The sequence below is a fragment of the Sulfurimonas sp. HSL-3221 genome (assembly GCF_021044585.1).
GTDB lineage: Bacteria > Campylobacterota > Campylobacteria > Campylobacterales > Sulfurimonadaceae > Thiomicrolovo > Thiomicrolovo sulfuroxydans.
Window position 1 is genome coordinate 1,844,701 of the sequence record NZ_CP087998.1, and the last position, 14,470, is coordinate 1,859,170.

Here is a 14,470-nt window from a genome sequence, read left to right on the forward strand (position 1 = left end):
TATCCATCCGTGCAGAGGTACAGACGGCGTGAAAAGCGCGGGGATCGGTAAAAAGTATAGGGAGGAGTAAAGAGAGAAGCAGCCGCACGCCGAAGCGCGGCTGTTCAGATGCAGTGGATGCTTAGACGCGGCAGGCGTTGACGACTTCCTGGATCTTTTCGACGACACTGGGGTCTTCGAGCGTCGACGTATCCTGCGTGATTGCCTCGCCTTTGGCGATGGAGCGCAGGATGCGGCGCATGATCTTGCCCGAACGGGTCTTCGGCAGCCCCGGGACGAAGGCGATGTCGTCGCAGACGGCGATGTTGCCGATCTCCTGCTTGATGACATTGTTGATCTCCTTGGACATCTCGACGTCTTCAGCCATGCTCTCTTCGCCCTTGAGGACGACATAGGCGAAGATCCCCTCACCTTTGAGCTCATGCGGCTTGCCGACGACGGCGACTTCCGCAACGTTCGGGTGCTTCTTGCACGCCGCTTCGACCTCGGCCGTCCCCATACGGTGGCCGGAGACGTTGATGACGTCGTCGGTACGGCCCGTAATGGTGATGTAACCGTCGTCGTCATAGTTCGCGCCGTCGCCGGTGAAGTAGACCGGCTGACCCTCTTTTTTGACGTCGCCGAAGTAGGACTTCACGAAACGTTCCGGATCGCCCCAGACGCCGCGGATCATGGACGGCCACGGCTTGGTGACACACATATAGCCGCTCTCGCCCGCACCGACTTTCTTGCCCGTTTCCGGGTCGAGGATCTCGCCCATGATGCCCGGCAGCGGGAAGGTGGCACAGGCCGGTTTGATCGGGGTCGCCCCCGGAAGCGGCGTGACCATGTGGCCGCCCGTCTCCGTCTGCCAGTAGGTATCGACGATCGCGCATTTGCCGCCGCCGATCTCCTCGTAGTACCATTTCCAGGCCGGCGGGTCGATCGGCTCGCCGACGGTACCGAGGACCTTGAGGCTGGAAAGGTCGTACTTCGCAGGCTCCTCCGCCCCCGTTTTGTGCAGCACGCGGATCGCTGTCGGCGCCGTGTAGAACTGGTTGATCTTGTACTCTTCGACCATCTTCCACGGGCGTCCCGCGTCCGGATAGGTCGGGACCCCTTCGAACATCAGCGTCGTCGCGCCCATCGCGAGCGGACCGTAGACGATGTAGGTGTGGCCGGTGATCCAGCCGATATCGGCCGTACACCAGTAGGTGTCGTTCTCCTTGACGTCGAAGACCCACTCCATCGTCATCTGTGCCCAGAGGATGTAGCCCGCCGTGTTGTGCTGAACCCCCTTCGGTTTGCCGGTGGAACCGGAGGTGTAGAGCAGGAACATCGGGTCTTCGGACTCCATCGGTTCGCTTTCGCAGACGGCGGACTGCTGCTCGATCATCTCGTTGTAGGAGTAGTCGCGGCCCGCTTTCCAGTCGACGTCCTCGCCGTTGCGCTGGACGACGAGGACCTTGTTAACGCACTCGCATCCCTCTTCGAGGGCTTTGTCGACGACCGGCTTGAGCATGTACGGTTTGTCCTTGCGGAAGGCACCGTCGGCGGTGATGACGAGTTTCGCTTCCGCGTCGATGATGCGGTCGCGCAGCGCTTCGGCAGAGAAGCCGCCGAAGACGATGGAGTGGATCGCACCGATACGCGTACACGCGAGCATGGCGTAGGCCGCTTCGAGGATCATCGGCATATAGATGACAACGCGGTCGCCCTTTTTGATGCCGAACTCGTTCTTGAGGAGGTTCGCCATCTTGTTGACGTTGTAGTAGAGCTCCAGGTAGGTGACGATCTTCTTGTCGCCGCGGTCCCCTTCGAAGATGATCGCCGCCTTGTTCTTGCGGGAGTCGAGGTGGCGGTCGATACACTGGTGCGCCACGTTCAGCTTACCGCCTTCGAACCATTTCGCAAACGGCATGTTGCTCTCGTCGAGTACCTTGCCATAGGGCTCGAACCAGTCAATTTTCTCCTTTGCGAAGTGGTCCCAGAACCCTTCGTAATCTTCCTCGGCCCATGTTGCCAGTTCCTTGTATTCACACATGTTCTTGATGCGTGCCGTTTTGGCGAATTCGCGGTTGGGCTGGAAAACCGGTTTGACTGTTGTATCACTCATGTTCTCTCTCCTGTTTTGAGTTTAATCGTATTGTTCAATTTGATAAAGATCATTGCCGTCATGATCGCGTCGTTGACGGCGTTGTGCCGCCCCATAGGGGGCACTCCCAGGTTGGCAAGGATTGTATCGAAGCGTAAATCAATGTTTCCTTGCGGTATTCCGAAATTTTTTTTGTCAAAGTAAAGGCCCGAGACCTCTGTTTTCGGGTTGGGAAGTTCCACCCCGAGCCAGGGTTTGACGTAGCGGTTTATCATCGCCACGTCAAACTCCAGGTAGTACCCTGCCAGCGGCCGCGGGCCGATGAAATGCAGGAATTTCTCAATCCCCTCCGGCGGGGAGAGCGCATGCTCGAGGTCGCAGGGACGAATGCCGTGCACCTCGATGCTCTCCGCCGGGATGGGCCTGGACGTTTTCAGGTAGACCTCGAAGGTCTCCGAGGTGAGGATCCGGTTGCCTTTCACCTTCACCGCACCGATGGAGATCACCTCATCTTTTTTGGGATCGAGCCCCGTCGTCTCCGTATCGAAAACGACAACCTCGTCGCCGTCATAGGGGTCAAACAAAAAGGCGTACGCCTCCTCCTTCAGCCGCCTGCGGTTCCGCCGCTTTCGCCATGCGTCAAACATCACATCACCATGTTCAGGTGGAAGTGGTAGGTCAGCAGCTTTTTAAGGGCGTTGACGACCTTGAAACTGTCCTTGAGCAGGTCCCGCTCCAGCTTGTCCAGCCCGCCCGGGGCGACCTCGTTAAGCATCCACCCCTCTGCGGCGTGTCCCAGGCGGGCCCGCAGCCTTATCGAGAGCAGCGTGTCGTAAGCCTCCATCAGTTCCGTCGAGAAGGTCTTGTCGAAGACCCCCGCATTGTTGAGCTGTTTGATCCGCTCAAAAGTGTTCGTCTCCCGGATCTTCTTCTGCAGCGCCAGGACGCGTATGCCGTGCACGATGGGGAAGATACCGCCCTTTTTCAGGTTCAGCGTGTTGCCGTGGCTGCGTTCGACCACCAGCCCCGAAAAGAGGCTCAGCGGCGTCTCGAAACTCAGCGCCGCCTTCGCCATGTGCGCCAGGACGTCGTCGCGTCCTTCAAAACGGCCGTAGAGGTACTCCTCCGCCTGTTCCAGAAGCTCGGCGTTCCCGGCGACGCAGCGGGCATCCAGGAAGATGTCGAGGTTCTGCAGCGCCGCCTCGTCCATCGAGCCGACCCAGCCGTCGATTTGCGCCTGGTAATCACCGAGCGGACGGCGCCACTGCGGATTGGTCACCATCACGTTGCCGGGGCAGTCGGGGAACCCGAGCTGCCGCAGGGCGGCGTTCATCGCCGCCATCTCGTCGGCAAAATCCTTCCCGCAGCCGTCGCGGATGATCAGGCCGTTGTCCTGGTCGGTCCGCAAAATCTGCTCGCCGCGCCCCTCGCTTCCCATCACGATCAGGGCGCAGTCGTCACGGTGTTCCGGCGCGACACAGAACTCGAACACCTTGCGGTAGATCTTCGCATTGAGGGCGTTGACCAGTTTGGTGATGTAGCGGACCTTGACCCCCTTGGTGTGCAGGGAACGGATCAGGTTGACCATCTCCCCGCCGGTGCGGTGAAGCGCCTCGATGCTGTCGGCCTTTTCGACCTGCATCGCCACCAGGTAGGAGTGGCTGGCGAAGAAACTCAGCAGGTCGAGCTGCTCAAGTATCCCGACGACGCGCCCGCCGTCCGTGACGGCGACGCGCTTGATATGGTGCGCAGTAAACAGTAGCAGCGCGTTGAAGAGGAAATCCTGTTTCTCAATCGTCACCAGGGGACGGGAAGCGATGGTGCCGATGGCGCCGGAAGCCTCGACCGCCCCCATCAGGACGCTGCGGCGCAGGTCCGAATCGGTCACGATGCCGTAGTCCTCCTCCCTCTCGACGAGGATCGCCGGGCTCTTCATCGCCTCCATCTGCCGCACCGCCTCCGCAATCGGGGTCTCCGCCGCGACGATGCAGGGCGTATGCAGGTAGATATCGCCGATGCGCGCCACCATAAACGGCGTCAGGTCGTTCTGCTGCTTGAGCATTTTGAGCTGTTCGTGTTTGGTGACAAAGTCTTCGAGGTAGAAGTGTTTGAAGGCGTCGTGGTCCTGGATCAGGTCGAGGAAAATCTGTTTGGGGAGTTCGTAGCAGATGAGTTCTTCGTCCACGACGAAGCGTTTGTCCGTTTGGCCGTAGATGAGGGCGTCGGCATCGAAACTGTCCATCGCCCCGTAGGCGTCGGTCAGCTCTTCGCCGAGCCACTCGTGCACACTGCCTTTGATGATGATGTAGAGGCACTCCGCGGGGACGTTGGGCGAGACCAGTACCGTCTCCCGGGGGTAGTAGGCGATGTCCATCTGCGCCATGACGTTGTCCAGCGCCCGCGATGACAACAGGTCAAAGGGGTGCATCGACGCCAAAAGCTGCTTCTGGTCGAATATGCTCATTGATGTCTCTGCTTTACACGCCATCCGGGCAAAGCCCAGAGAGCTGCGCTCGCCGCTGAGGTACATGCAGTGCAGCGGAATTGCACAGCACTGCGAGCACAAAAGCTTGCCCCTGACGGGTCAGATAAATTCGTTCCGGATTTGGCCGGAATCAACTCATGTTCCAACGATTTTGCTCCTTAGTGGCTGACGGCGCCTTCGGCACCGATACCAGTCTGTGAACGGATGTTCTGGGCCTCGAAGGCTTCGCGTTCGTTCTCGCCGTCCGCACTTTTGTCGGTGATGGAGAAGAACCAGATCCCAGCAAAGGCGACCGTGACGGAGAAGAGCGCCGGGTACTTGTACGGGAAGACCGCTTCGGCATTGCCGAGGATCTGGACCCAGACGATCGGCCCCAGGATCACCAGCAGTACCGCCGTCGCCAGACCGAGCGAACCGCCGATGACGGCACCGCGCGTCGTCAGTCTTTTCCAGAACATGGAGAGGAAGAGCACCGGGAAGTTCGCGGATGCGGCGATGGCAAAGGCCAGACCGACCATGAACGCGATGTTCTGCTTCTCAAACGCAATCCCCAGCAGGATCGCAACGATCCCCATGACGACGACGGCGATCTTGGAGATGCGCATCTCCTGCATCTCATCAACTTCTCCGCGGCGGAAGACGTTGGCGTAGAGGTCGTGGCTGATCGCCGAAGCGCCCGCCAGGGTCAGACCGGAGACGACCGCGAGGATCGTCGCGAAGGCCACCGCCGAGATGAAGCCGAGGAAGAAGTTCCCGCCGACCGCGTGGCTGAGGTGGATCGCCGCCATGTTGTTACCGCCGAGCAGTGTGCCCGCCGCATCAAGGTAGTGCGGGTTGGTCGCCACCATGACAATCGCCCCGAACCCGATGATGAAGGTCAGGATATAGAAATAGCCGATGAAACCGGTCGCATAGAAGACCGACTTGCGTGCCTCTTTCGCGTCGGAGACGGTAAAGAAGCGCATCAGGATATGCGGCAAACCCGCCGTACCGAACATCAGCGCGATACCGAGGCTGATCGCGGAGACCGGGTCGCTGACCAGGCCGCCCGGGCTCATGATGGCGTCATGGGTGCTGTGGACCTCGACCGCCTTCGCGAAGAGCGCTTCAAAGCTGAAACCGAAATGCGCCATAACGGCGATCGCCATAAAGGTCGCACCGGAGAGCAGCAGCCCCGCCTTGATGATCTGGACCCACGTCGTCGCCAGCATCCCGCCAAAGGTGACGTAGAGAATCATCAGGACACCGACCAGGATGACCGCGACCTCGTACGGCAGACCGAAGAGGATCTGGATCAGTTTGCCCGAACCGACCATCTGCGCGATCAGGTAGAGCGTGACGGTCGCAATGGAGCCGAAAGCCGCCAGGGTACGGATCGGTGTCTGTCTCAGACGGAAAGAGGCGACGTCGGCGAAGGTGTACTTGCCGAGGTTGCGCAGGCGCTCCGCGACGAGGAAAAGGATCAGCGGCCAGCCGACCAGGAAACCGATGGAGTAGATCAGCCCGTCATACCCTTTGAGGAAGACGAGGCCGGAGATCCCCAGGAACGATGCGGCGGACATGTAGTCGCCGGCAATCGCCATCCCGTTCTGGAAGCCCGTAATGCCGCCGCCGGCGGTGTAGAAGTCCTTGGCCGTTTTCGTGCGTTTTGCCGCCCAGTAGGTGATCCCCAGCGTCGCACCGACGAAGACGAGGAACATCACGATCGCGGAGACGTTCAGCGGCTGTTTTTCCACCGCACCCTCAATGGCGCCCGATGCCATCAGCGTAGACGCTGCGGCCGTCAGAAGAAGGAGAAGACGTTTCATTCCGCCCCCTTTGCCATGTCGCGCTCGAGTTCGGCGCGCACCTCGCGGTTAAGATCGTCGAACTCGCCGTTGGCGCGCTTGACGTAAATCCCCGTCAGGACGAAGGCGATGAAAATAATCGCGACACCGACCGGGATGCCGACCGTCGTGACCCCCGTCTCGCTCAGCGGCGTGCCGAGCAGCGACGGGTCAAAGGCGATGGTGAGGATAAAGGTGAAATAGACCACCAGCATCACGATCGAAAGCTTCCAGGCAAAGGCGCTGCGCGTCTTCACCAACTCCTGGTACTTCGGATTGTTCTTAATATGTTCAACCATTTCGTTCGTCATGATCGTCCTTTAATTAAAAGTTATAGTTTACAATAAACCGGTATTCGTCCCAATTGACGGTTTTCGCCGCGCTGTCGTAGAACTTGTCGGGGAAGTTCCCGCGCAGTCTCAGCTGCAGGTTCTTCACCGCCTCAGGGTAGTACTGGATGTCAAAGCCCGGTTCCGCCGCCGTCCAGGCATATCCTCCGGTCACGGTGCCGTTCACGTCTTTGACAACGGAGTAACCGTTGTTTTTGTCCATGTCGAATGCGACGTAGTAGGCCGCCACGCTCAGGTTGACGCCCTGCTCTTTAAAGGAGTAGGCCACCGCCCCTTTATAGGCTTTGGTCCCCGCCATGAACTGGTGGCGCGTCACCATCCCCTGCGTATATGCCGGCATCCCGCCCCAGGGCGTGATCACAGCATTGGCATAGGACTGGGTGCCGGTGATATCGGCATCGCTGTTCGCGGTTGTCTGCGAGTAGGCGGCATAGGCGCTGAAACCATGGTACTTCGCCCCGAGCTTCACCGCACCGTAGAGGCTGTCTATTTTGCCGTCGCCGCCGAGGTTCTGAAGCAGGTTGTCACCGACGTTATTCTCTTTGATCAGCTGGGCGCTCACAAAGGGTTGCACCTCCGGGTTGAGCAGACATTTCCAGCTCAGACTCCCCTCGGCATAGAAGGCGTTGAGAATGTCCCAGGCGTAGTAGTCCCACACCTGGAGGCTCAGATGCTCATCCTTATAGACCGCCGCAAGCGTCGTGATGCCCGGCGTCGTCTCGCCGACGGCCCAGCTCCCCACATTGGCGAAGTCGCCGCCGTATTTGGGGTAGTTGGCCGCAATCGGCGAATACCCCGACGTGGCGCCGAGAATCCCGCCGCCCGTGTAGATGTTCGAGAAGCTGCCCGGGGCGAACTTCGTGATGTGCGCCGCGACGAAACTCGTGTTCGCGAGGCTGCTGTTCGTATAGACATACGCCTCGAAGAAACTCGGAAGCATCCGTGCATCGTCGGCGGCGGCCATCGGCGTATTGAGAGACTGGCGTCCCAGTTTCAGGTTGCTCGCGCCCATCTTCAGGTTGACATAGGCCTCGCCGAAGATGCTGTAGCTCTTGTAGCCGTTGCCGAACAGGGAGGGATCGACCTTCCCTTCGGAAGCGGAACCGTATTCGAGCCCCTGAAAGATCCGGTTCGTCGTATAGGCCGATGCCCCGAGGCTCACGCCTGCGAGCGCGTCCGTCTCATAACCCAGGTGCCCGCCCAGCGCCGTTGCGTTACGATGCGGTGCCCCGTCGTAGCCGGAGTAGTCCCGGTCGACATAGAAGGCGCGGATTTGCCCGCTTGTTTTGCCGTTTGCAAACATCGCGGCGATATCGTCGGCCGCGTTGGCGGTAACGAGCGCAGCGGCGATGCCGGACAAAAGTAACGTTTTTCTCATAGTCTCTCCTTGTACTCCCAGCACATTAAGAGAGGAACGTAGCGCGAACATAGCAATAGGAATCTGGCGGAAAAAAATACGGATTTTCAGCAAAATGTGGAAAAAAAGTAACACTTTTCCGGCCGTGGCGGCCGGGGGTCAGCGTGAGGTGATCATATAACCCATGGCCCGGATATTCTGGATGAAATCCTCTTTGAGCCCCTTCTTCAGGCGGTTTACCTCGGCACGGATCGTAGCATTGTCGATGATCGCCTCGTCCCAGACGTAGATGCGGAATGTTTCGAAATCGACCACCCGGTTCATATTGCGGGCGAGCAGGTCGATGATCTGGTGCTGGCGCCGGGTGAGCGTCTGCGGTTCGTTGTCGAACAGCAGGGTCTCGTTGAGCATATCGTAGCTGTAGCGTTTGGAGAGACGCAGGTGTTTGCGCTGGTCCGGCGGGACGTCGCGCATGACCCGGTTGATGTGCAAGAGAAGCTCCTGCAGGTGGAAGGGCTTTTTGAGGTAGTCGAAACAGCCCAGCTCGTACGCCTTCGAGATCTCGGCGATGTCGGTCTGCGCACTCGTAAAGATCGCGGGCACGGCGATCTTCGCCGCATTGAGACGTTCAAGCAGGCTCAGGCCGTCGATGGAGGGGACGTTGATATCGAGGATCAGCAGGTCGTACCCCCCCTTCATAATGGCCTCCAGGGCCTCCGCCCCGTCGACGAAGGCGTCGACCCTGTGGTTATGCATCTGCAGGTACTCGCTCACGGCGCCTTGCAGCATCACCTCATCTTCAAGCAGCAGAATTCTCATCGCACCCCCCTTTCGCAATAATATAGGTAAAGGCCGTCACCCCCGCCTCGGAACTGATCTCCGTCTCGATGCCGTACTTGTTGCAGATAGACTTGACAAGGTGCAGCCCCAGCCCGAAGCCGCTCAGCTCGTCCGCTTCCCGGTAGAAGGCTTCGAAGACCTTCTCCGGGCGGTCGATGGGGTTCGAGCGCGTCGTAAACCGCATCCGGGCCGTCTGCGCCACCACCTCCAGCTCGACGTCGACGGTGCTGTCGGGATAGGCGTACTTGATGGCGTTGGAGAGGTTGTTGTCGACGAGGCGCCGCAGCTCCTCTTCGTTGATGCAGACCGGGACCACCTCCGCGATCCTTGCCGCCACTTTCAGGCGGTTTGCCGCCATGACGCTCTCGAAGAATGCCAGCCGCCTCTGCAAAAAAGCCCCCAGGTCGATCGTGTCGGAGGGGTAGTCGATCCGCTCTTTTTTGACCATGTAGCGCAGGTCGTCGAAGATCGTATGCAGCATTTTTGCCGCCGCTTCGATATGGCCGAGGTAGCGGTCCTCGCCGTGCATGTGGCGGTAGAGGTCGATCTGCGTCATGATCACCGCCAGCGGGGTGTTAACCTCGTGGATAGACTGCTTGATAAAAGCGTCCTGCGACTGCACGAGCTGGTCGCTGAACGCCTTCTCCTTCTGCAGTTTGGCCGTTTTGTCCCGCACTTTCTGCTCCAGAGAGGCGTTGAGTTCGGAAAGCTCGAGGTTGCGGCTGTGGATCGTGTCGACCATCGCGTTGACGTGAACGACCAGGGTCTGGAACTCCGCGATCCGGATCTGCTCACGTTCGATGACGACGTAGCGCGACGCGGCAAGGGAGAAGAAGTCGCTGAAGGTGCGGATCTCGTCGCGCAGTACCTTGTTGATCAGTTTGATCCCGCTCAGCGCCAGGGCGAAGAGGATGGCACTGAGGGTGAGGATCTCCATCACGTACTTGATAAGCTGGTCGCGCTTTTGCAGCTTCTTCTCCGCGATCAGGGCATCGATATCGTCTAGGTAGACCCCCGTACCGATCAGCCACTGCCATGGTCCAAAGGCCACCGCCGTCGCAATCTTCGGGGAGAGCTTGCCCGTCGTCGGTTTCTCCCAGACGTAGTGGACGAATCCCCCGGAGCCTGCCGCCGCGATCAGTTCGCGCAGGATCTTCACTCCGTTCACATCCTCGATGTCCAGCATATCCTTGCCGTAGTTTTCCGGCTTGTTCGGGTCGTTGATGTTGATGCCCTCAAGGGTATAGACAAAGATGTACTTGCTGCCGTCGCCGCGGTCGTAGAGGGCGTTGATCGCGTCGATGATGTTGCGCTGGAGCACCGCCTCATCGAGCCGCCCGTGCCAACGTGCGTACTCGTGCTCGACGAAACTGAGCGCGCGCTGCGTCTCCTCGCGGATCAGCTCTTTCTGCTGCTGTAGGTAGGTTGCGCGCATCTGGGCCGCATCCCGGTCGAAATCACGGTACTCTTCGAAAATGACCAGCAGCGTAAAAAGCATCGCAAAGCAGAAGAGCGCCACAATGGCAAGGAAGTTGATCTTCTCCAGGCTGATCGTATGCCACAGGCCGTGCGATGCTTTTCTTTTCACTGTCTCATATTCCGTTTCCCCATTAACTGAAATGAAGTTTATCCTAAATCTCATGCGGAACAAATCACGGCAGAAAACATATTGGCAGGATTCTTTAGGGACGCTACAGCATCCTGCGACGCTCCCGGTGTTATAATGTGAAGTCAAACACGCCGGCCAGAAGCATCTCTTCCGTCTACGGTCATGGACGGAACAGCCTTCATTGCGACGGAAGCACACTCGCCGGCACCCAAATTTATCCAGAGGAAGAGATGCGCCCTTTGCCACTGCCTGCCGCTTCCCAGACATTAAAAAGCGTCCGAACCATGCTGTTGGCGCTTCTCGCATCGCAAGCAGTGCTGCTTGCATCTGATCTTCCGCAGCAGCCGCTTTCCAACGCGGACGACACCCTCGTTGCACAGCACGAACCGTATACCGAGCACGGATTGATCGTGGCCGACTACCAGGTGATCCCCCTCACGGGCAGCGGCACGATCGACCTGTTCGGGATGCGCTACCTCCAGCAGCTCAACAGCTGGCTCTCTTTCGGGGTCGGCTTCCATGCCCCCCTGGTCGAGGGGGATTACGGCGGCTTTATGACCCTCGATGCCACGCTCCACGCCCAGTACACCCTCTATGAAGGGCTCTTCATCGACGCGGGGGCGACCGTCGGCGGCGGGGGCGGCGGTTCCAGCATTGAGCAAAGCAAAGAGCTCTCCGGTACGGGGGGATTCGGCATCGGCTATATCGGGTTGGGGTACGCCTTTGACAACGGCTTCTCGGCAGGAATAAACTACGCCCGCATCAAATTCAAAGCGTCGCAGATCGACAGCTCGCAGGTCAATTTCTTTATCGAGAAATCCGTCGATTACACCGCCGGTTCCTATGCCGATGCCGGCAAGATCGTTCCGGCCTTTTACGATCTGTTCTCTTCGCATGAGAAGATCCTGACCTTCGAAATGAACAACATCTTTCAGATCGACCCGCAAGGCACGAACCAGAAAACTATCAACACCCTCGCGCTGCAGTACTCCCATTTCCTCGATGACGCCAACTACCTCTTTATAGAAGCGGAAGTCGGTTACAGGGGGCGCCCGCTCTACAACCAGATCCTTCCCGGTGCCGGCCACCGTTTCGCGCTCACCCCGCACCTGCACCTCTACGGCCAGATCGGCGTCGGGTCCGGGGGCTACTCGCCCGAACTCATCGATACCGGCTCCGGGCTGCTGGTCTATCCCAAAGCCGCGTTGGAGTACCGGCTGAACGACGGCATCGGCCTGGCCATCACCGGGGGCTACCTGGCCGCGCCGACGGGCAGCTCTAGAAACTATACGGTCGGGGCCGCCCTCGACTACCACCTCTCGGCCGGACGGAAAAACACCCAGGAGTATGATTCGGCTACGGCCCCGCGTTACAAGGGCTTCCGCCTCAGTATCTTTCCCCAGAGCGACCTCAACGTCAAGGTCGCCCACGCGGACCACCACGACATCCATATGCTCTCGGGACAGCTCGACGTGCTCTTGCATCAGAACTGGTACTTCGCGACCCAGGCCAGCATCGCCTACAACGACTTCAGGGAGTACCCGGGATACGGGGAGATACTGGCGGGAATCGGGGTACAGAACCGCTACACCTCTTCCACGCGGTTTCAGAGTTTCTTCCAGTTGCTGCTCGGTACCAACGTCGACGGCGTCGTCTTCAAACCCTCCGTCGGGACAAGCTACACCCTCAGCGACAGGGCTGCGTTCTATGCTCAGGTGGGCCAGATCATCTCCGTGGACAGTGCGGGCCTCTACCGTGAGGAGAGGCCGTTCAGCGCGACATCCGTCGGTGCGGGTCTCAGCTACCGCTTTTCGCTTCCGTAAGCGCGGGCCTTCCCTTGGCCTACGCCCTTATCCGTGAGTAACCCGCTTTAGAAACCGCCCGTTAAGTTTTTCCCAAATATAATGCGGATTACATTACACAGGGAGCACTACATATGTTCGGTTTCGGAAAACAAGAACTCAAGACCTACGACTACAGCGCCGAGGAGATGGCATCGTTCCAATGGGTAAAAATGACCACCAGCAAGGGTGTCATGTGGCTCAAACTCTACAACGAAGAGACGCCGAACACCGTCGCGAACTTCGCTTTCCTCGCCAAAGACGGCTACTACGACGGCCTCAACTTCCACCGCGTCATCCCGGGCTTCATGGCCCAGGGCGGCTGTCCTCACGGTACCGGTACCGGCGGTCCGGGCTGGAGCATCGCGTGTGAAACAGCCAACAACGTTCACAAGCACGTCAAAGGCACCCTCTCCATGGCCCACGCAGGTCCGAACACCGGCGGCAGCCAGTTCTTCATCTGTTTCGTCCCCTGCCCGCACCTCGACGGCGTCCACACCGTCTTTGGCGGCATCGAAGCCGGTGACGCAGACTCCATGGCCGTGCTCGACAGCATTGCCGGCCAGGACAAGATCGAGAAAGTCGAGATTTTAGCGGAACGCTAACCGAGCAAAGCCCGGATAGCTGCGTTAACACTGGGTTGCGCTGCCCTCACTGCGTTGCGAAATTCCGCTCCGCTACATCGGCAGCAGGCGCACTGGAAGAAGTGCCCTCGGGGTGCCCGCGCGCCCTTGGCGCTTTCCGCCAACCGAGAAAGGAATGATTTATGTTAGTGCATATTTGCTGTTCTGTTGACAGTCATTTCTTTCTTGAGAAACTGCAGCACGACTACCCCGACGAGAAGCTGACCGGCTTCTTCTACGACCCCAACATCCACCCCTATTCCGAATACCGCCTGCGCTACCTTGACGTCCAGCGTTCGTGCAAGAAGCTCGGTATCGATCTGCTTGAAGGCGAATACGACTTCGAGACGTGGATGGATGCTGTCAGAGGATTGGAAAAAGAGCCGGAAAAAGGGGCGCGCTGCGAGGTCTGTTTCGACCGCCGTTTCGAGGTGAGCGCGAACAAAGCGCTGGAGCTGGGCGAAAAGCGGATGACGACGACCCTTTTGGTAAGCCCCCTCAAATCCCAGGAGCAGCTCAAACGCGTCGGCGACGCCTTCCACAAAGAGCACGGCGTCGAGTTCATCGCCGTCGACTACCGCGCCGCCGGCGGCACTCAGGACCAGAGCCGGGTCACCAAGGAGCAGCAGCTCTACCGCCAGGACTACTGCGGCTGTCTCTTCGGACTGAGCATGCAGCGCGAGCACCAGGATCGCCTGATGGACGAGATGTTCTCCCCCGTAGACGGCCGCATCCTGCCCGCCTCCATCGAGGAGCGCCTCACCATGTACGAACAGCGGATGGCCCTGGAGGATGCGGGAAAGACCTACCGCATCGTCAAGCAGAAGTTCCTCAACTACCGCCAGTTCACCTGCCGCCTCACCCGGGGCAAAAGCGAATCCGTGCCAGCGTATGCCCTGCACTACTCGACCCTGCCGCGCAAACGCGCCAATGGAAAAATCGAGTATGAGCAGCACGGCATCCACTACTTCAACCGCGACGATATCCGATTCATCTCGATAGATGAGTTCAATAAAAGAGTGGCAACGTCGTACGCAAGCGTGACTGAACTGATCTTCAACCCGCCCGCGTTCGAAGACGAACTGGCATTGCGCCGGCAGCTTTGCGAAACGCCGTTCGACCTCACCCCGGTTATCGTTACGGACGAAAAACCCGAAGGCAAATACACCCTTTTCCTAGACGCCAAGGTCTACGAGGACACCAAAGAGCGGTTGATCATCGACTAAAGCCGCTATCGACGGTTCACTTTTACATTGAACCGCACAGTTACCGCAAATCACATCACACATGTCTGAGAGCTTTCTTACGCTAATCCGCCGAACCAGCCAAAAGTTTTTTTATCAACTCCGGATCTTGTGAAGCCGCACACGCTCTTCCCCCTAGATCCTTTGACAACACACTTTTTGTCTTTTAAACACAAATTAACTTTAATTTCTAAACTCTTGTGTGATAATGGCGCGACAAA

At 58.8% G+C, this 14,470-nt stretch carries 11 protein-coding genes; 3 read left to right on the forward strand and 8 right to left on the reverse strand.

Annotated elements, in window-relative coordinates:
- Nucleotides 1–121: 121 nt before the first annotated feature.
- From acs to LOH54_RS09535, 8 genes are all read right to left on the reverse strand, one after another.
- Nucleotides 122–2,095 (reverse strand): acetate--CoA ligase, encoded by a 1,974-nt coding sequence (acs, locus tag LOH54_RS09500; protein ID WP_231018775.1) that lies wholly within the window; start codon nt 2,093–2,095, stop codon nt 122–124.
- Nucleotides 2,092–2,721, reverse strand: coding sequence for a 3'-5' exonuclease (locus LOH54_RS09505; RefSeq protein ID WP_231018776.1), 630 nt, complete (start codon nt 2,719–2,721; stop codon nt 2,092–2,094). The genes acs and LOH54_RS09505 overlap by 4 nt, the downstream gene beginning before the upstream one ends.
- On the reverse strand, nt 2,721–4,538 hold the full coding sequence (locus tag LOH54_RS09510) for a putative nucleotidyltransferase substrate binding domain-containing protein (protein ID WP_231018777.1): 1,818 nt from the start codon (nt 4,536–4,538) through the stop codon (nt 2,721–2,723). The genes LOH54_RS09505 and LOH54_RS09510 overlap by 1 nt, the downstream gene beginning before the upstream one ends.
- Before the next feature lie 179 nt (nt 4,539–4,717).
- On the reverse strand, nt 4,718–6,367 hold the full coding sequence (locus LOH54_RS09515) for a cation acetate symporter (protein WP_231018779.1): 1,650 nt from the start codon (nt 6,365–6,367) through the stop codon (nt 4,718–4,720).
- Nucleotides 6,364–6,696, reverse strand: a complete 333-nt coding sequence (locus LOH54_RS09520) for a DUF485 domain-containing protein (RefSeq protein WP_231018781.1) — start codon at nt 6,694–6,696, stop codon at nt 6,364–6,366. The genes LOH54_RS09515 and LOH54_RS09520 overlap by 4 nt, the downstream gene beginning before the upstream one ends.
- Before the next feature lie 13 nt (nt 6,697–6,709).
- A complete protein-coding gene (locus LOH54_RS09525; RefSeq protein ID WP_231018783.1) occupies nt 6,710–8,113 on the reverse strand; it encodes an OprD family outer membrane porin in 1,404 nt (467 codons plus the stop codon).
- A 138-nt stretch (nt 8,114–8,251) separates the two neighbouring features.
- The gene (locus tag LOH54_RS09530) at nt 8,252–8,911 is read right to left on the reverse strand and encodes a response regulator transcription factor (RefSeq protein WP_231018784.1); all 660 of its coding nucleotides are present in this window, start codon (nt 8,909–8,911) and stop codon (nt 8,252–8,254) included.
- Nucleotides 8,892–10,520 carry a sensor histidine kinase gene (locus LOH54_RS09535; RefSeq protein ID WP_231018786.1) on the reverse strand — a complete coding sequence of 543 codons (1,629 nt, stop codon included), beginning with the start codon at nt 10,518–10,520 and terminating at the stop codon, nt 8,892–8,894. Before LOH54_RS09535 ends, LOH54_RS09530 begins: the two co-directional genes overlap by 20 nt.
- 305 nt (nt 10,521–10,825) lie before the next feature.
- Here LOH54_RS09535 and LOH54_RS09540 point away from each other — a divergent pair, with 305 nt between their 5' ends.
- The 3 genes from LOH54_RS09540 to LOH54_RS09550 all read left to right on the forward strand — a co-directional run bounded on the left by LOH54_RS09540 (nt 10,826) and on the right by LOH54_RS09550 (nt 14,231).
- Entirely contained in the window at nt 10,826–12,364 is a 1,539-nt protein-coding gene (locus LOH54_RS09540) for a hypothetical protein (RefSeq protein WP_231018787.1), read from the forward strand.
- Between the two features lie 113 nt (nt 12,365–12,477).
- Nucleotides 12,478–12,987, forward strand: a complete 510-nt coding sequence (locus LOH54_RS09545; protein ID WP_231018788.1) for a peptidylprolyl isomerase — start codon at nt 12,478–12,480, stop codon at nt 12,985–12,987.
- Nucleotides 12,988–13,148: 161 nt separating this feature from the next.
- Nucleotides 13,149–14,231 carry an epoxyqueuosine reductase QueH gene (locus LOH54_RS09550; protein ID WP_231018790.1) on the forward strand — a complete coding sequence of 361 codons (1,083 nt, stop codon included), beginning with the start codon at nt 13,149–13,151 and terminating at the stop codon, nt 14,229–14,231.
- Nucleotides 14,232–14,470: the final 239 nt, after the last annotated feature.